This is a genomic window from Azospirillum canadense (assembly GCF_025961225.1).
GTDB lineage: Bacteria > Pseudomonadota > Alphaproteobacteria > Azospirillales > Azospirillaceae > Azospirillum > Azospirillum canadense.
The window spans coordinates 2,008,423-2,026,114 of sequence record NZ_JAOQNG010000001.1 but is presented as its reverse complement, the minus strand read 5'-3'; the positions used below and the strand labels follow the sequence as shown (position 1 = coordinate 2,026,114).

The following is a 17,692-nucleotide window of genomic DNA, read 5'->3' as shown; positions in this document are numbered from 1 at the left end:
AATGAGCCTGGGTTGTCGGCCTGCGGCCGCCCCCTCACCCTAACCCTCTCCCCAGAGGGGAGAGGGGATTCCGCTGCTCTTTCCTTGACGCCTACCGTCCGCCTCCCGTTTATTGCACCTTGCGGCATGGCCTTTCGGCTAGGCCACGTCCTGCCCAATCCACCCGCTTGAACAGCGCGTCCGATGATCGTGCCCGTGGGGAGCCTCCCCTGATGTCTATCGCCACCGCCACGCGCACGACCGTCTGGCCCGGGAAGCCCTATCCGCTGGGGGCGAACTGGGACGGGTTCGGCGTCAACTTCGCCCTGTTCTCCGCCCACGCGGAGAAGGTGGAACTGTGCCTGTTCGACCAGACTGGCCAGCGCGAGGTCGAGCGGGTCGTGCTACCGGAATACACCGACGAGGTTTGGCACGGCTACCTGCCCGACGCGCGGCCGGGGCTGCTCTACGGCTACCGGGTCTACGGGCCGTACGATCCGGCGGCGGGGCACCGGTTCAACCCGAACAAGCTGCTGCTCGACCCCTACGCCAAGGCGCTGTTCGGGCCGTTCAAGTGGTCGGACGCCCATTACGGCTACCGCGTCGGCTCGACGCGCGAGGACCTGTCCTTCGACCGGCGCGACAACGCCCGCGCCATGCCGAAGGGCCGCGTGGTCGACCGCGCCTTCACCTGGGGGCACGACCGCCACCCGCTGGTGCCCTGGTCCGACACCATCCTGTACGAGACGCACGTCGGCGGCTTCACCATGCGCCATCCGGAGGTGCCGGCCCCGCTGCGCGGCACCTTCGCCGGCATGTCCACCCACGCGATCATCGATTACCTGAAGGCGCTGGGCATCACCTCGGTGGAGTTCCTGCCGGTCCAGGCCATCGCCGACGAGCGGCACCTGGTGTCGAAGGGTTTGCGCAACTACTGGGGCTACAACACCGTTGGCTTCTTCGCGCCCGAGCCGCGCTACATGACCACCGGCGTGCTGTCGGAGTTCAAGACCATGGTCGCCCGCCTGCACGAGGCGGGGATCGAGGTGATCCTGGACGTGGTCTACAACCACACCGCCGAGGGCAACCACCTGGGCCCCACGCTGTCCTTCAAGGGCATCGACAACCTCAGCTACTACCGGCTGCTGCCCGACAACCCGCGCTTCTACATCAACGACACCGGCACCGGGAACACGCTCAACCTCAGCCACCCGCGCGTCCTGCAGATGGTCATGGACAGCCTGCGCTATTGGGTGACGGAGATGCATGTGGACGGCTTCCGCTTCGACCTCGCCACCGTGCTGGCGCGGGAGCCCTACGGCTTCGACCCCGGGTCCGGGTTCCTGGACGCCGTGCGGCAGGACCCGGTGCTGGCCGACGTGAAGATGATCGCGGAGCCCTGGGACGTCGGCCCCGGCGGCTACCAGGTCGGCAACTTCCCGCCGGGCTGGGCGGAGTGGAACGACCGCTACCGCGACACGGTGCGCCGCTACTGGCGCGGCGACGAGGGCATGCTGCCGGAACTGGCCGGGCGCGTCGCCGGCTCCTCCGACCTGTTCGAGAAGCGTGGGCGGCGGCCCTGGGCGTCGGTGAACTTCATCACGGCGCACGACGGCTTCACGCTGTACGACGTGGTCGCTTACAACGACAAGCACAACTGGGCCAACGGCGAGGACAACCGCGACGGCCATTCCGCCAACCATTCCTGGAACCACGGGGTGGAGGGCGAAACCGACGACCCGGCCATCCGGGCGGAGCGGGCGCGGCAGCGACGCAACCTGCTGGCGACTCTGTTCCTGTCGCAGGGAACGCCGATGATGCTGGCCGGCGACGAAATCGGCCACACCCAGAAGGGCAACAACAACGCCTACTGCCAGGACAACGAGATCTCCTGGCTGGACTGGTCGCGCCAGCAGGGCGGCCCGGCGGGGGAGGGCGGCGCCATGCTCGCCTTCGTCAAGCGGCTGATCGCGCTGCGCAAGGCGCACGCGGTGCTGCGCCGGCCGGTGTTCCTGCACGGACGCAAGACCTCGGCCGACGGGCTGAAGGACATCGTCTGGTACACCCCGCACGGGGTTGAGAAAGCGGCGGAGCATTGGCGCAACACGCACGCCCGCTGCATCGTGCTGCTGCTGAACGGCCACGCCGGCAGCTACACCGGGGAGGACGGCGCGCCGCAGGACGACGGCGTCCTGCTGATCGTGCTGAACGCCCACACGGAGGCCGTTACCGTCACGCTGCCGGAAGTGCCGGACGCCCGCGGCTGGCGCTGCGTGCTGGACACCCGGGTGCCGGACGGGGCGGGGGACGAGCGCATGCAACTGGCCGGGCGGTCCGTCCCGGTGGACGGGCGGACGGCCCTGGTCTTCGTCCAGGTGGAATCGCGCGGACGTTGACACTGGTCAATCGGCAACGCTTCCAGCTTGTGCTAGGGTCGGGCCCGGTGCGCCTGTTCCCCCGGATCCGTCCATGCCCGACTACGACTTCTCCCTGGTCGACGCCGCGATCATCGACACCCAGCACAACACCCTGCGCGTCCTGCGCGAGGTTCTGTCACGCCTGGGGCTGAAGCGGGCGGAGACCTACAACTCGGCGCGCGACGCGGCCCGCGCGTTGGCCGAGGCGACGCCGGACCTGATCCTGCTGGACGCCGACGGGGAGGAGGCCGAAGCCCTGCGGCTGGTCCGCAACCTGCGCAACGAGCCCGACACCCGCAACCCCTACGCCTGCATCGTCGCCACCACATGGCAGCCGACCCCGCTGCTGCTGACGCGCGTCACCAACGCCGGGGCCGACGACCTGCTGGTCAAGCCCGTGTCGCCCAAGCAGGTGCAGGACCGGCTGGCGACGCTGATCGAGAACCGCAAGAAGTTCGTGGTGACCGCCGACTACACCGGCCCCGACCGCCGCAAGTCGCCGCGCGACGGCGCCCAGGTGCCGCTGCTCGACGCCCCCAACACGCTGCGGCTGAAGGCGACGAACCGCTGGGCCCACCTCAACGCCCGCCAGCTGATGGCCGAGGCCAACGGCTTCGTCAACGAGCAGAAGCTGATGCGCGCCAGCGTCCAGGTGTCCTTCCTGATCGAGTTCGCCGTGCCAGGCCTGTCCGCCCGCCCGCCGGAGCGCATGGCTGTGGAGCATCTGGCCCGCGTGCCCGGCTTCCTCGACGACCTGCTGCGCCGCCTGGACGACAGCCACGAGCCAGCACCGGTCGAGACCACGGCCAAGTCGCTGAAGCTGCTGGCCGAGCGGCTGCGCGCCCAGGCCGAATCGGGCGCCGTCGCGGCGGAAGAGCTGGAACGCGCCCGCAGCCTCGCCCGCGAACTGATGCAGGGCGTCGACCGCGGCCGGCCTTTGGAGGCGATGACCGCGGAGGTGGCGACCGCCGTCGCCGGCTACCGCGCCCGGCTGGAGCAGATCGCCCAGGCGAAGGCCGAGGCAGCGCGCGTGGCGGTGGCCGGTCCGGCGGGGCAGGGCGCGGGTGAGGCGCCGAAGGAAGCGGCGGCGGAATAGCCGCGACGTAAGTCCCCTCTCCCGCCGGGGGCGGGAGAGGGGACTTACGTCAGCGTCTCGCCGGCATTTCGGATCATCCCGGGTTGCGGCGTGTTGTCACCGTGCCTCGGCGTTCGGCGCGGCGCTCTTGCGGCGGATGCAAAAAGTCGAATGTTCGGGGCTGGACGGGGAACGGCCGACGCGCGATGTTCGCAGCGGGCGTTCCGTCGTCCGTCGCCAGTCGTTCCAACCCGCGGGGATCCTGAATGAGCGCTCTCGACCGGCTTGCCGACCTGGTCGGCATCGAGCCCTTCTACCATGACATCTGGGGCAACCGGCGGGAGACGTCCGACGCGACCAAGCGGGCCTTGATCGCGGCCATGGGCTTGCCCGCCGGCTCCGACGAGGAGGTGGAGGCCAGCCTGCGCGCGGTGGACCAGCGGGCGTGGCGGCGCATGCTGCCGCCGGTCGTCGTGCTGGACGAGCAGGCGCCGCTGTCCCTGACCTTCGCGCTGCCGGCCGGGCTTGAGGACGCCGACCTGTTCTGGACCCTGACGGAGGAAACCGGCGTCAGCCACCGCGCCGCCCTGACGGTGGGCGCCCTGCCGGTCGCCGATCGCGCGGTGGTCGACGGCGTGGCCTTCGAGCGGCGCACGGTGTCCACGCGGCTGCCATCGCACCTGCCGCTCGGCTACCACCGGCTGTCCGTGGAGATCCGGCCCAAGGGGGTGGGGGGCGCGCTGGAGGGCAGCACCACGCTGATCGTGGCGCCGGAGCGCTGCCTGACGGTCGAGGAGGTGGTGCCCGGCGGGCGTACCTGGGGCATCGGGCTGCAGCTCTACGCGCTGAAAAGCGGCGACGACTGGGGCATCGGCGACTTCGACGACCTCGGCCGCTTCGCCGAGACGGCGGCGGGGCTGGGCGCCGGGTTGGTCGGGCTGAACCCGCTGCACGCGCTGTTTCCGGCGGACCCCAACCACATCGGCCCCTATTCGCCGTCCAGCCGCAGCTTCATGAACATCCTGTACATCGACGTGGAGCGCGTGCCGGAGCTGGAAACCACGCCGGACGCGCGGACCATGATCGGCGGAGAGGGGATCGGCGGAGAGGGATTCCGCAGCCGCCTCGCCGCTGTCCGGTCGACCGAGCTTGTGGACTACCCCGCCGTGTCGGCGCTGAAGCTGCCGGTGCTGGAGGCGCTGCACGCCACCTTCCGCGGGCTGCCGGAGAGGCACCCGCGTCGCCAAGCCTTCGAGACCTTCCGGCGGGAAATGGGCGAGCCGCTGCGCCGTCACGCGACGTTCGAAGCGCTGCACGAGCATTTCTACCGGCAGGACCCGAACCTGTGGATGTGGCGCAACTGGCCGCCGGCCTTCCACGATCCGAACAGCCCGGAGGTCCAGGCCTTCGCCGCCGAGCGGGCCGACCGCGTGGACTTCTTCGAATACCTGCAATGGGAGGCCGACCGCCAGCTGGGCGAGGCGGCGGACCGCGGGCGGAAGGCCGGGTTGGCCATCGGCTTCTACCGCGACCTCGCTGTGGCGGCGCACCCCGGCGGGGCGGCGGCCTGGGCCGATTCCGGCATACTGGTGCAGGGCGCCAACGTCGGCGCGCCGCCCGACCAGTTCAACCTGAAGGGCCAGAACTGGGGACTCGCCCCGCTGTCGCCGGTGGGGCTGCGCGAGACGGCCTACGCCAACTTCGTTGCCATGCTGCGCGCCAACATGCGCCACGCCGGCGCCCTGCGCATCGACCACGTCATGGCGTTGCAGCACCTGTTCTGGATCCCGGCGGACGGCAGCGACGGCGCCTACGTCGAATACCCCATGCAGGACCTGCTGCGGATCATCGCGCTGGAAAGCCAACGCAATCGCTGCATTGTCATCGGCGAGGATCTGGGCACCGTGCCGGAGGGATTCCGCCCGGCCCTGGAGCGGGCGGGCATCCTGAGCTACCGCGTGCTGTATTTCGAACGCAGCGCCGATGGCGGCTTCAAGCGGCCCGGGGAGTATCCGGCCGACGCCATGGTCACCGTGACCACCCACGACCTCGCCACCTTCAAGGGGTTCTGGACGAACCGGGACCTGGAGTGGCGCCAGCGGCTGGACCTCTATCCGGATAATGGCGCCCGCGACAAGGACAGCTGGGACCGCGGCGTGGACCGTTGGCGGATGCTCCAGGCGCTGTCGGCGGAGGGGTTGAAGCCGGCCAGCTACCCGAGCGACGAGGGCTCCCAGCCCTTCTCGCCGGAGCTGATGGAGGCGGTGCACCGTTACCTCGCGCGCTCGCCCGGCCGGATCGCCATGGTGCAGGTCGAGGACGCGCTGGGCGAGGCGGAGCAGCCGAACCTGCCCGGCACCGTCGACCAGCACCCGAACTGGCGGCGCCGGCTGTCCGTTCCCGTGGAAGCGATGCCCGGACACGAGGGTCTGAAAGGCCTTGCCGCGGCCGTTCGCGCGGAGCGGGATCGGTACTGACGAAAGTTCTAATATACAGCCAAAGTGGTTTGTCTTTTAGGCCGTTGCGCTTACACTTCCCCATACGCCGATTACGGGAAATGGAGCCGGAGGTGCGCGCCCGCGCGACGGTTCAACACGGAGGGGAACATGAAAGGTGATCCGAAGGTCATCCGCCATCTCAACACGATTCTGACCAATGAGCTGACGGCCATCAACCAGTACTATCTGCATGCCCGGATGCTGAAGAACTGGGGTTTGCTGCGGATCGCCAAGAAGGTCTATGAAGAGTCCATCGGCGAGATGAAGCACGCCGACAAGCTGATTGAGCGAATCCTGTTCCTGGAAGGGCTGCCCAACCTGCAGGACCTGCACAAGCTGAAGATCGGCGAAGACCTTCCGGAGATGCTGAACGCCGACCTGGGCGTCGAGAGCCTGAACCGCGGCAACCTCCAGGAGGCCATTGTCGACTGCGAGGCCGTGCGCGACTTCCAGAGCCGCGAGATCCTGCGCGAGATCCTGGACGACACCGAAGAGCACATCGACTGGCTGGAAACCCAGCTGGACCTGATCCAGCGCATCGGCCTGAACGCCTACCAGCAGGAGCAGTTGTACAAGGGCGACGAGTAAGGGCGGTTTCCGCCTGGACATGAGTGCCGGGGAGCCGCAAGCGCTCCCCCGTTTTTTTGGAGCGCGGCCCGGCTTACACCGACACGTGGCTGAGGGCCGCGCCGCCGCCGAGCGTGCCGGCGGCCTTCTGGTAGGCCTGGATGGCCGCGGGCCAAGGCTCGATGTGCAGGCCGTCCCCCATCGCGTCCTGGTAGATGCTCTGCGCGACGAAGCCGGCGTTCGGCGTCGCGGTCTGCGGGGCCGGTCCGGGCGTGACGGGCTTTTCCCCATCATCGGCGTTCAGCGAGAAGCCGCCGGAGGCGCCCGACCGTCGCGTCCGGCTCCCGTCCGTGCCGTCCAGCGGCGCGCTCTTGCCACCCTTCAGCGCGTCGTCGGTCGCGGAAACGTCCTGCCGCTGTTGGCGCTCCTGCTGGCCGGGAACGCGTCGGACCGGCTGGATGGCCGGGGCGTCGCTGGCCAGCATCTGCCGAATGCGGCTGAGCCCCGATTGGGGCTGCGCGCTGGCCGGCGAGGGAAGGGCGGGGATGCTGGACACGGGCTGCGGTCTGTGTTTTGGCGGTTCGGGTTTGCGGATTCTGGGCGACTCGAACCGGTACCTTAACAGGGGATGACTTCCCGAATCCTTAAAAATTATGGACGACCTCTGCGGTTGTTGCTCGCGGTTTCCGGTCGGTGCATACTATTTGATGTTAATCCCGTATTTCCGGAGATCGCCGGGAGCCCCGCAGGGACTCCGGGTCGCGCCGACAGGCGCGGCGGCGCTGAAGGGGGCAGGCGGCGTGTCGCTACCGATCGACGGAATCCCGGTGGGAGAGTTGGCCATGGACCTGCTGGTCCTGGATGATCGCCGGATGGACGGGCCCCGGATGGAGTCCCAGGTCATCGCGGCGGCCCTCGACGCGTCGGGCGACATCGCCTATGCCTGGGACATCGCCACCGATTCGATCTCCTGGGCCGGCGGGGCGGTGGCCCAGCTGGGCGCGCCCGCGGAAATCGCCTACGGCGAGGCGTGGCGGGCGCGGATCGAGCGCTCGGACCGGGCGCGGCGTCGCGTCGCGCTGTCGCAGCACATCGAGACGGGAAGCTCTTTCGACTGCGACTACCGCCTGCGGCTGGCCGACGGCGGGATGCACTGGATCCACGACCGCGGCCAAGTGGAACGCGACGGCGACGGCATGCCCGTGCGCCTGCGCGGCGTGCTGCGCGTCATCGACCGCCGCAAGGCCTACGAGGTCGAACTGGAGCACCAAGCCCATTTCGACCCGCTGACCGGCCTCGTCAACCGCCACCGCCTGCGCGAGGCGCTGTCCGGCACCTGCCGCACCGTCCATGTTGAAGGGGGCCATACGGAAGGGGACTGCCCCGCGACGCTCGGCGGCCTGTATCTGGCGGTGGGCATCGACAAACTCGGCCTCGTCAACGACGCCATGGGGCACGCCGCCGCGGACGCCGTCGTGCGCGAGGTGGCACGCCGGCTGCAGCGCGTTCTGCGCCCCGGCGACACGGTGGGGCGCGCGGGCGGCGACATCTTCGGCGTCGTGCTGCCGCACTGCCCGGAAGACAACATGGTCCATGTGGCCGACAAGCTGCTGCGCGCGGTGCGGGCGGCCCCGGTGGACACGCCGGCCGGGCCGATCCTCGTCACCGTGTCGGCCGGCGGCATCGCCAAATGCGCCGGGACTGACAACGGCCGGTGCCGCGTGGACGAGGTGATGACCCGGGCGGAAACCGCGCTTCAGGAGGCCAAGCGGCAGGGCGGCGACTGTTTCTGGCCGCACCGCGCGACCAGTTCGAAGCAGACGGGCCTGCGCAACGCGCTGGCGACCGGGCAGATGGTCAAGGCGGCGCTCCAGGCCGACGGGCTGCGCTTCGCCTTCCAGCCGGTGGTCGGCGTGGACGGGGTGGGGCGGCCGGAGGTTGCCTTTTACGAGTGCCTGCTGCGGTTGATGGCGGCGGACGGCACGCCGGTTCCGGCTGGGGCCTTCATGCCGGCGGTCGAGCGGCTGGGCATGGCGCGGCGCATCGACCTGCACACGCTGGACCACGCGGTGCAGGAGCTGGAGCGCCATCCGGCCGTGGTCCTGTCGCTCAACCTGTCCGCCACGACGACGGCCGACCGGACTTGGCTCGACACCCTGGAACGACGCCTCGGGGCGCGGCCGGAGCTGGCGCAACGCCTGATCCTGGAGGTCACCGAGACCGCCGCCATCGAGGATCTGGAGGAAACCGCCGCCTTCCTGGCCGCGGTGCGGTCGCTCGGCTGCCGGACGGCGCTCGACGATTTCGGGGCGGGCTACCTGTCCTACCGGCACCTGAAGGCGCTGCCGATCGACATCGTGAAGATCGACGGCTCCTTCGTGCGCGAGCTGAAGGACGGGCCGGACGCGCTTCTGTTCATCCGCACGCTGGTCGGGCTGGCCAACGGGTTCGGGATGACCACCGTCGCGGAATGCGTGGAGAGCGACGAGGAGGCGGCGACGTTGCGGCGGGAGGGGGTGCGGCTGCTCCAGGGCTACCGCTTCGGCCGGCCGGGCCTGGATCGTCCCTGGCTCAGCCCCGACTGACGTCGCACGCTGTATTCGTGGTTTTGATTACAGGGGCTTGCGGCCGTGCGCGCCGCCGAGGCGGACCATGGAGTGCGCCTCCACCGTCACGTCGTCGCCACCCAGCAGGCGGGTGAACAGCGCCTTCACGGTGGCCCGCGCGCTGACCGTCAGCGTGCCGGCGCGCGGGTCGTCGGCGATGGCCAGCGGGGCCGTGTTGGATCCCAGGAACCCGTTGGGGAAGGCGATCGAGAAGAAGGTGCGGATGTGGCCGTCGCGCTGGTCGTCGAACATGACGCGGCCGCCGGCCAGAGCCGCGGCGTCCACCGCCTGCGACAGCCGGGCCTGCACCGCATAGCCGCGCACTGCGTCCATGGTGTATCCGGCCCCCACCGCCAGCGGCACGGCGAGCGCGAAAAGCACGGCGAGCACAGCCTTCCTGCCGCCGCGCCGGTCCTCGTGCTGCCGGAGCGAGTAGGGGTGGTACACCATCACCATCAGCAGTCTCCAAATGCATGGGAAGGAGAAAGTCCCGAAAATATGCAGAATAGAGTTTAAAAAGAGATTAACAGTTTGCCGGCAAACAACATGCTGTTGGATGAGCAAACTCCGATAAAGAGAACTGCTGCTATATTCTATCGTTATTCTTTAGAGTTGCGGGAATTGTATGCGCGTAACGTCGTCGAAATGGTTCAAAATTCGGAGCATTTTGCGGGCAAAAAAGGGTGTTGCCCGTTGGTGGAGCGGCACCTGGATTGATGAGATCCAAAAGCACCATACGGAACGCGGGGAATAAACCGCCCTGCTGGAGCGTCACTGTCCCGATACGCTTCCAGCAACGGGGCCAACAATGGAGCCAACAATGGGGAGGAACATGATGACCAGGACGACGGTGCGGACCATTCGTGGGCTGATGTTCGGGGCAGCGCTGGTGGTGCCCGCCGCGCTGTGCGGGGGTGCCCTGGCGCAGCAGGCCGGCGGTGCCAACGCCATGACCTTCTTCGTCACCAGCACGGGACTTGGCAAGGGGGCAGACCTCGGCGGGTTGGCTGGCGCCGACCAGCATTGCCAAAAGCTGGCCGAGGCGGTCGGCGCGGGCAACCACAACTGGAAGGCCTACCTCAGCACCCAGGCGATCCCCGGCCAGAACGCGGTGAACGCCCGCGAGCGCATCGGCGCCGGCCCATGGCAGAACGCCAAGGGGCAGGTGATCGCCCGCAACGCGGAGGAACTGCACGGCACCAACAACCTGACCAAGCAGACCGCGCTGACCGAGAAGGGCGAAGTCGTCAACGGTCGGGGCGACAACCCGAACACGCACGACATCCTGACCGGCACCCAGCCGGACGGCACCGCCTTCGCCGTCTCCGAGGATCGCACCTGCAGCAACTGGACCCGGAGCGGGACGGAGGGGGCCGCCATGCTGGGCCACAGCGACCGCACCGGGCTGAGCGACGACCCGCCGGCCAAGTCCTGGAACTCCTCGCACCTGTCGCGCGGCGGCTGCAGCCAGGACGCGCTGAAGAGCACGGGCGGGGCGGGCCTGCTGTACTGCTTCGCGGAGAAGTGAGACGGCGGAGAAGCCCTCTTCCCCCTGGGGAGAGGGTTAGGTGAGGGGGCGCCCGTAAGGGCGTCACGGCGCTGCAATGAGCCCGCGTTTCCGGCCTGCGGCCGCCCCCTCATCCTTAACCTTCTCCCGCTCTCGGCGGCCAAAGGCCGCCTGTCGCCGTCAGCGCCCGCTAGCGGGCGCGAAAGGCCGGAGGGGAGAAGGGAATTGGCGCCTTTTCTTTGCGTCCGGTTCCAGGAGCGATAGACTCAACGCTGGTCTTGGCGTTGGGAGGCGGCCCGATGGGGGGCGGTGCGTGGCGGTCGGCGGTGCTGGGGCTTGCGGTCGCGGGGCTGGCCTTCGCCTATCTGGGCATGGACATCGGCCGGCTGGTCGGCGACGACCGCGAGGCCTACTACACCGACATGGGCGCGGTCGCGCTGGGTGTTGTGGCGCTGTGGGCGGCCTTCGCGCGGCTCGGCCGGCATTTCCGCGACGTGGAGCGGCTGCGGGACGCCCTGGCGGCGCCGCGCGGACGGGGTGCCGCCGATCTCGCCGCGAACAGTCGCGACGATGAGGCCGGGCGCCTCGCCAAGGCCGCCGCGGAGGCGCTGCGCCATGATCGGTCCAGTGCGGCGGCCGGGGGCGGCGCGCAGTTGACCGGCGTGATGTCGGCCCTGGAGGAGCCCGTGGTCGTGCTGGACGATTTCGGGCGGGTCGAGCTTTTGAACGCGGTTGCCGCAGGCCAGTTGGGCATCGCAGTGGGCGCCGACATCTACGACCACCTGTCCCGGCCCGAGCTGTTCCGCGCCATTGAGCGAGCGCGGGAGAGCGGGCAAATGGTTTCCGCCCTGCTGCGCCGGGCGCAGGGCGGCGAGGTTCAAGTGCGCGTCCGGGACCTCGGCTTGCAGGCCGGGGTTGCGCTGGTCTTTCCGGCGCGGAGCGGCAACGCGCCGGCGCTGCTGGCCGGCGACCGGGTGGTGCTGCGGCCGATGGCGCGCGCGCCGCATCTCGGCGACGAGGAGCCACTGCTGACACTGCCGCTGGTCAGCCTGTGGGTCGCGACCACGGGGGACGGGGAAGACAGTACTGTCGTCTCTGTCGGCACGGTGCGGCTGGCGGGACCCCGCGTTTTCCGGTCGCTGTCGCTGGACCTGTTCGTCGATCCCGGCCGGCCGATTCCCGAGGAAGCCGCCGCCCGGCATGGTGTGACCGACGCCATGGTGCAGGGTGCGCGGCCCTTCGCGGAGTCCTGGCCTGTGATCGCCGAGGCCCTGCACAGCTGCGTGGTCGTCGGGATCGGGGTGGAGGCGGCGCTCGACGCGCTGGAACGCGACTTCGTGCGGGCGGGGCCGGCGGGCACGCTGGAACGGCCGCTGTCGCTCGACCTCGCACGACTGGCGACGGCGTTGGACCGCTCGCTGGAGGGGGCGCCGCTGGACCGGCTGTGCGCCGCGTTCGGCGTCGCGCCGCACCCGCGGCCGGACGTCTTCGCCCCGGCACTCATCCAGGCGGAGCTGGCGGCAGCGATCCTGCTGCAACTGGACGGGCGGGGCATCGACAGCCACGGCGCCGCGCGGGGCTTCGCCGAAGGACAGGTGCAGGTGCAACGGCGGTGATGGCGCCTACTTCCAGCGGGGCCGCCGGCCGGCCTTGAGGGCCTGGACGGCTTGGTCGAGGGCCTGGAGGAACTTGGACTTGTCCTGCTGGCTCATCGGCTTGTTGTTGCCGTTGACCACGCCCATGTCCCGCAGATCCTGCATCAGGGCGCGGGTGGCGATCGCCGTCCCGATGGAATCCTCGGTGAAGGGGCGCCCGGTCGGGCCGATCACCACGGCGCGCTTTTTGACGCAGCGGTCGGCCAGCTGGATGTCGGCGGTGACCACGATGTCGGCCTCCGTCACGTGGTCGGCGATCCAGTTGTCGGCGGCGTCGAACTCCGACCCGACCACCACAAGCTCGGCCAAACACTCGGTCGGCAGGCGCAAAGGGCCGTTGCTGACGATCCAAACCTTTGTAGCCGAGCGTCCGGCCACCCGGTAAATTTCGGCCTTTACTGGGCAGGCATCGGCATCCACATAAATCTCGACCACCCGGCCTCCCTCCTTCGCCGTTTAATGTCGCGTCCTTATGCGCTAAAACCCTTGGCGAGCGAAGCGGCGCCGCGGGTGGCGTCCTGATTTTTTCCTTTTTGTGCAGAAGGGTCGGAGCGGCGCATGGCGTCCTATCAGTATGTTTATGTGATGAAGGGCCTGTCCAAGGTCTACCCCGGCGGCAAGAAGGTTCTGGACGACATCTGGCTGTCCTTCCTGCCCGGCGTGAAGATCGGCGTGCTCGGCGTCAACGGCGCCGGTAAGTCCACGCTGATGAAGATCATGGCCGGCCTTGACAAGGATTATTCCGGCGAGGCCTGGGCCGCGCAGGGCGCCAAGGTCGGCTACCTGTCGCAGGAGCCGCAGCTCGACCCGACCAAGACCGTCCAGGAGAACGTCCTGGAGGCGCTGTCCGAGACCAAGGCCCTGCTGGACCGCTTCAACGCCGTGTCGGAAGCGATGGGCGACCCGGACGCCGATTTCGACGCGCTGATGGCCGAGCAGGCCGAACTGCAGGAGAAGATCGACGCCGCCGACGCCTGGGACATCGACCGCACGGTCGAGATCGCCATGGACGCGCTGCGCTGCCCGCCGGGCGACTCCGACGTGACCAAGTTGTCGGGTGGCGAGCGGCGCCGCGTGGCGCTGTGCAAGCTCCTGCTGGAAAAGCCCGACCTGCTGCTGCTCGACGAGCCGACCAACCACCTGGACGCGGAGTCCGTGGCCTGGCTGCAGAAGCACCTTGAGGATTACAAGGGCACGGTCGTCCTGGTCACCCACGACCGCTACTTCCTGGACAACGTGACCGGCTGGATCCTCGAACTCGACCGCGGCTCGGGCATTCCGTGGGAGGGCAACTACTCCTCCTGGCTGGAGCAGAAGCAGAAGCGGCTGGAGCAGGAAGGCCGCGCCGAGGAGGCCCGCCAGAAGCAGCTGGCCACCGAACTGGAGTGGATCCGCCAGTCCCCGCGCGCCCGCCAGGCCAAGAGCAAGGCCCGCATCTCCGCCTACGAGACCTTGCTGGCCGAAAGCGGCAAGGAGTCGACGGGCGAGGCCCGCATCGTCATCCCGACGCCGCCGCGCCTGGGCAACGTCGTCATCGAGGCCGAGACGATCAACAAGGGCTTCGGCGACCGGCTGCTGATCGACGGCCTGTCCTTCCGCCTGCCGCCGGGCGGCATCGTCGGCGTGATCGGCCCGAACGGCGCCGGCAAGACCACGCTGTTCCGCATGATCACCGGGCAGGACGGGCCGGACGCCGGCGCCTTCCGCGTCGGCGAGACGGTGAAGCTGGGCTATGTCGACCAGAGCCGCGATTCGCTGAACCCGAACAAGACCGTGTGGGAGGAGATCTCCGACGGGCTGGATATCATCGACCTTGGCAAGAAGTCGATGCCGAGCCGCGCCTACGTCTCGTCCTTCAACTTCCGCGGTCCGGACCAGCAGAAGAAGGTCGGCCAGCTGTCCGGCGGTGAGCGCAACCGCGTTCACCTCGCCAAGATGCTGAAGTCCGGCGCCAACGTCCTGCTGCTCGATGAGCCGACCAACGACCTGGACGTCGACACGCTGCGCGCGCTGGAAGAGGCGCTGGAAACCTTCGCCGGCTGCGCCGTGGTCATCAGCCACGATCGCTGGTTCCTCGATCGCCTCGCCACCCACATCCTGGCCTTCGAGGGCGACAGCCACGTGGAGTGGTTCGAGGGCAACTTCGAAGCCTACGAGGCCGACAAGAAGCGCCGCCTGGGCGAGGACGCGGTCAACCCGCACCGCATCAAGTACAAGCCGCTGGTCCGCTCGTAACCATCGGCGCGGATACCGGTCCCTCTCCCCGGCGGAGAGGGGCCTTTTTCTTGGCGGTGGGCCGAAGACGGCAACCGCCGATCCTGATCCGGGAGGAACGATGTCCGACGCCGACCCATCTGGCGCCGACCCATCTGGCGCCGACCCATCTGACGCCGGCTTGGGCCGTTACGCCCGTCTCGACGCCTTCCTGCGCGGGCTGGAGAAGGACATCTATCCTGAGCCGCAGCATCCGATGCACACGGACATCACGCGGCAGATGATCGGTTATCTGTTCGACAAGTTCCCGGAGGCGTGCGGGCGGATTCTGGATGTCGGCTGCGGGCAGGGCGTGGCGCTGAAGGAGTTCACGGAGCGGGGCGCGCGTCCGACCGGCGTCACGCTGGGCGAAGATCATCGCGTTTGCCGGGACCTCGGCTACGACGTGCACGCGATGGACCAGTCGTTCCTGACCTTCGCGGACGGCAGCTTCGACACCGTGTGGTGCCGGCACGCCGTGGAGCACAGCGTCTTTCCTCACTTCACGATCAACGGCTTCAACCGCATCCTGCGCCCCGGCGGGTACCTGTACATCGAAGTGCCGGCACCTGACACGTCCTGCCGGCACCAGGAGAATCCGAACCACTACAGCGTCATGGGGGCGAGCATGTGGGCCGATCTGATCAAGCGCAACGGCTTCGCCCTGCTGGACGCGTTGACGATCGACTTCGAGACGGGCCTGGGGCCGGACACCTACCACGCCTTCATCGCGCGGAAGGACAGGGCGGCCTGACAGGGTGCCTGACCCGGCCTTGCCAGGGCGTCGTCATCCCTCCAGCTTCTGGTGTTCCAGGAAGGCGGCCTTCAGGAACTGCTTCAGTTCGTCGCTGTACTGGTGGAACCGCACCGACACCTGCCCTCGGCCTTGGTTCGTGTGCAGGATGACGAACTGCGCCGTGGCCGAGAGATCCTCCCGGCCCTCCATCGCCACGCGCGCGGTGACCATTTCCCCTTGGCGGAACGTCTGGCCCGGCGCCTGAAGGCACAGGCCCCCGATGGACCAGTTGCGCGTCGGGTGCGTGCCGCGGTCGGTCTGCACGATCAGGCTGGGCCGGACGTAGCGCTTCTGCTTGCGCCGCTCCTGCGGCTTGGGCGGCGGGGGCGGGGCGGCGGCCTCCGGCAGGGTTATCCCCGACCCGTCCAGCCTGGCGTTGGTCAGCGTGGCGGAGCGCAGGACCGCCGCGCCCATCCGGGCGTCGCGCAGGTCGGCGCCGGTCAGGGTCGCGCCGTCGAAGTTGGCGGGCCACTGCCGGTCGCCGCTCAAGGCGGCGGGGCGGGCGTCCGCACGCACCAGCACCGCGCGGGACAGGGCGGTCCGGCGCAGGTTGGTGCCACGCAGGACGGCCTCCGTCAGGTCGGCGCCGGTCAGGTCGCAGTAGGACAGGTCGGCCATGTCCAGGCCGGCTTTCGCCAACCGCGCGCCGATCAGACGACAGCGGCGCAGCCGCGCCCCGGCCAGTGTGCGGCCGTTCAGGTCCACCCCGGTCACCGACACGAGGTCGAGGTCGAGATGGCGGCCGTCGGCGCCCTGGCTGTCCACCCAGCGCTCGTGCGCGGCGACGGCCTCCAGGAACTCCGCGGCCGTCATGGTCTTGTAGGTGGGCTGCACGATGGCGCCGGCCCCGACCTCAAAGGGGAGGTAGGTGCGGTCGAGCGTCGCCTGGTCGATGGTCGTGCCGTTGAAGGTGACGCCGTCCAGCGTGGCGCCCCAGAAATCGGTGCCGACCAGCACGGCGGAGGTCAACTCCGCCCCCGTCAGGTCCGCGTCGTTCAGGTCGGCGCCGCTGAGGTCACAGCCGGTGAAGTTGGCCCCGGCGAGGATGGACCGCTCCATCTTCGCCTCGGTCAGGCGGGTGACGCCGTCCATGCGCCGCGCACCGGAGCGCGACGGCTCGGAGTTGCCGGAGTCCGGATTGTCCATCAGAGCGCCGCCGCGGAAATCGGCGCCGCGCAGGTTGGCGTCCGTCAGGGTCGCGCGGTGCAGATTGGCGCCGCGCAGGTCGGCCCCGGTCAGCGTCGCCGCGGTCAGGTTCGCCGTTTCCAGGTCGGCGCCGAACAGGTCGGCCTGCGTCAGGTCGGCCCGCGCCAGCCGCGCGCCCACCAGGTTGGCCCCGGCCAGCTTCGCCCCGGTCAGGTTGACGCGGTCGAGCGGCAGGCCGGACAGGTCGCGGAAGCTGAGGTCGGCGCGGCGGCCGCCGCGGCGCCGCAGCCAGGCGTGATGGGCGGCGATGATCGCCTTGATCGCCTCGATCTCGTTCGCAGTCCGCTCAGCCATGGGGTCCCTGTGACCGACGCATCGCAAAAGAAGCGCAGGCGGCGAAGATAACCCGTTCCGCGTGCCGCGTCACGGAATCGAGGGGCTCGAAAAATGTGAACGCGAATTTTGATACACTCGGCAAGGGTACACGAAAGAAATGGGCCGTAAGGGAAAGGCCGCAAGAAAAAAGCCGCAAGAAAAAAGCCGCCCTGGGGGGCGGCTTTTTGCGATGCGCCGGGGCGCGTATCCCTTTGAAGCGTCAGCCGGGCCTCATCAGCCCGCTTGCCCGACCTTCTGGCGCAGCGCCTGGATCAGGCCCTGCACCTGGCCGCCGTTCTGGCTGATGACGGAGGCGAACTCTTGGCGCTGGGTGACACCCATGCTGACGCCTTCGACCACCACGTCGATGATCTTGTAGGCGCCGTCGCGATGGCGCACGCGCCAGTCGACGTTGACCGGCGGGCCGCTCGGCCGCAGGACCTGGGTGGTCACCATCGTGTCCGACTCGCCTTCCGGCCGCGCGCTGGAGATCTTGAAGGACTCGCCCGAATAATCGACGAAGCGATCGGCGTAGGTCTTGACGATCAGCTGTTCGAACAGCTTCTGGTACTCGTCCTGCTGCTGCGGCGTGGCCGAATTCCAGTAACGACCCAGCACCCAGCGCCCGATGTAGGGCACGTCGAAGCCCTGGTAGAGCAGGGTGCGGAAGCGCTGGACCGCCTGGTCGCGGGGCAGGCCCTTGTTGGCGAAGGTGGAGACGGTCTCGTTCCCCAGCTTCTGGATGAACGCAGTCGCGCCCGGATCGGCCGATTGCGCGGCGGCGGGACGGACGGCCCAGCTGCTCACCGCGAGCAGGG

At 69.0% G+C, this 17,692-nt stretch carries 14 protein-coding genes; 9 read left to right on the top strand and 5 right to left on the bottom strand.

What is annotated here, in order from left to right:
- Nucleotides 1-212 precede the first annotated feature (212 nt).
- From glgX to bfr, 4 genes are all read left to right on the top strand, one after another.
- Complete coding sequence (gene glgX, locus M2351_RS09610; RefSeq protein ID WP_264655871.1) at nucleotides 213-2,375, top strand: glycogen debranching protein GlgX; 2,163 nt, start codon at nucleotides 213-215, stop codon at nucleotides 2,373-2,375.
- Nucleotides 2,376-2,448: 73 nt separating this feature from the next.
- On the top strand, nucleotides 2,449-3,492 hold the full coding sequence (locus tag M2351_RS09605; RefSeq protein ID WP_264655870.1) for a response regulator: 1,044 nt from the start codon (nucleotides 2,449-2,451) through the stop codon (nucleotides 3,490-3,492).
- A gap of 245 nt (nucleotides 3,493-3,737) precedes the next feature.
- Entirely contained in the window at nucleotides 3,738-5,948 is a 2,211-nt protein-coding gene (gene malQ / locus M2351_RS09600) for a 4-alpha-glucanotransferase (RefSeq protein WP_264655869.1), read from the top strand.
- A 129-nt stretch (nucleotides 5,949-6,077) separates the two neighbouring features.
- A complete protein-coding gene (bfr, locus tag M2351_RS09595) occupies nucleotides 6,078-6,557 on the top strand; it encodes a bacterioferritin (protein WP_264655868.1) in 480 nt (159 codons plus the stop codon).
- A gap of 73 nt (nucleotides 6,558-6,630) precedes the next feature.
- Here the strand turns inward: bfr and M2351_RS09590 are convergent, their stop codons facing one another.
- Nucleotides 6,631-7,092, bottom strand: coding sequence for a hypothetical protein (locus M2351_RS09590; RefSeq protein ID WP_264655867.1), 462 nt, complete (start codon nucleotides 7,090-7,092; stop codon nucleotides 6,631-6,633).
- A 286-nt stretch (nucleotides 7,093-7,378) separates the two neighbouring features.
- On the opposite strand from M2351_RS09590, the gene M2351_RS09585 reads away from it, so the two are divergent.
- Nucleotides 7,379-9,121, top strand: a complete 1,743-nt coding sequence (locus M2351_RS09585) for a putative bifunctional diguanylate cyclase/phosphodiesterase (RefSeq protein ID WP_264655866.1) — start codon at nucleotides 7,379-7,381, stop codon at nucleotides 9,119-9,121.
- A 27-nt stretch (nucleotides 9,122-9,148) separates the two neighbouring features.
- Here the strand turns inward: M2351_RS09585 and M2351_RS09580 are convergent, their stop codons facing one another.
- Nucleotides 9,149-9,598 (bottom strand): hypothetical protein, encoded by a 450-nt coding sequence (locus tag M2351_RS09580; RefSeq protein ID WP_264655865.1) that lies wholly within the window; start codon nucleotides 9,596-9,598, stop codon nucleotides 9,149-9,151.
- Nucleotides 9,599-9,974: 376 nt separating this feature from the next.
- Here M2351_RS09580 and M2351_RS09575 point away from each other — a divergent pair, with 376 nt between their 5' ends.
- Together M2351_RS09575 and M2351_RS09570 are read left to right on the top strand one after the other, a co-directional pair.
- Nucleotides 9,975-10,670 (top strand): hypothetical protein, encoded by a 696-nt coding sequence (locus M2351_RS09575; RefSeq protein ID WP_264655864.1) that lies wholly within the window; start codon nucleotides 9,975-9,977, stop codon nucleotides 10,668-10,670.
- 278 nt (nucleotides 10,671-10,948) lie between these two features.
- A complete protein-coding gene (locus M2351_RS09570) occupies nucleotides 10,949-12,265 on the top strand; it encodes an exonuclease domain-containing protein (RefSeq protein WP_264655863.1) in 1,317 nt (438 codons plus the stop codon).
- Nucleotides 12,266-12,271: 6 nt separating this feature from the next.
- On the opposite strand, the gene M2351_RS09565 is transcribed toward M2351_RS09570, so the two are convergent.
- The gene (locus tag M2351_RS09565; protein WP_264655862.1) at nucleotides 12,272-12,739 is read right to left on the bottom strand and encodes a YaiI/YqxD family protein; all 468 of its coding nucleotides are present in this window, start codon (nucleotides 12,737-12,739) and stop codon (nucleotides 12,272-12,274) included.
- 123 nt (nucleotides 12,740-12,862) lie between these two features.
- Here M2351_RS09565 and ettA point away from each other — a divergent pair, with 123 nt between their 5' ends.
- Both ettA and M2351_RS09555 read left to right on the top strand, forming a co-directional pair.
- Nucleotides 12,863-14,539, top strand: a complete 1,677-nt coding sequence (gene ettA, locus M2351_RS09560) for an energy-dependent translational throttle protein EttA (RefSeq protein ID WP_264655861.1) — start codon at nucleotides 12,863-12,865, stop codon at nucleotides 14,537-14,539.
- A 100-nt stretch (nucleotides 14,540-14,639) separates the two neighbouring features.
- Nucleotides 14,640-15,311 (top strand): class I SAM-dependent methyltransferase, encoded by a 672-nt coding sequence (locus M2351_RS09555; RefSeq protein ID WP_264655860.1) that lies wholly within the window; start codon nucleotides 14,640-14,642, stop codon nucleotides 15,309-15,311.
- Nucleotides 15,312-15,344: 33 nt separating this feature from the next.
- Here the strand turns inward: M2351_RS09555 and M2351_RS09550 are convergent, their stop codons facing one another.
- Both M2351_RS09550 and M2351_RS09545 read right to left on the bottom strand, forming a co-directional pair.
- Nucleotides 15,345-16,853, bottom strand: coding sequence for a pentapeptide repeat-containing protein (locus M2351_RS09550; RefSeq protein ID WP_264655859.1), 1,509 nt, complete (start codon nucleotides 16,851-16,853; stop codon nucleotides 15,345-15,347).
- A gap of 255 nt (nucleotides 16,854-17,108) precedes the next feature.
- The gene (locus M2351_RS09545; RefSeq protein WP_264655858.1) at nucleotides 17,109-17,681 is read right to left on the bottom strand and encodes an MlaC/ttg2D family ABC transporter substrate-binding protein; all 573 of its coding nucleotides are present in this window, start codon (nucleotides 17,679-17,681) and stop codon (nucleotides 17,109-17,111) included.
- Nucleotides 17,682-17,692: the final 11 nt, after the last annotated feature.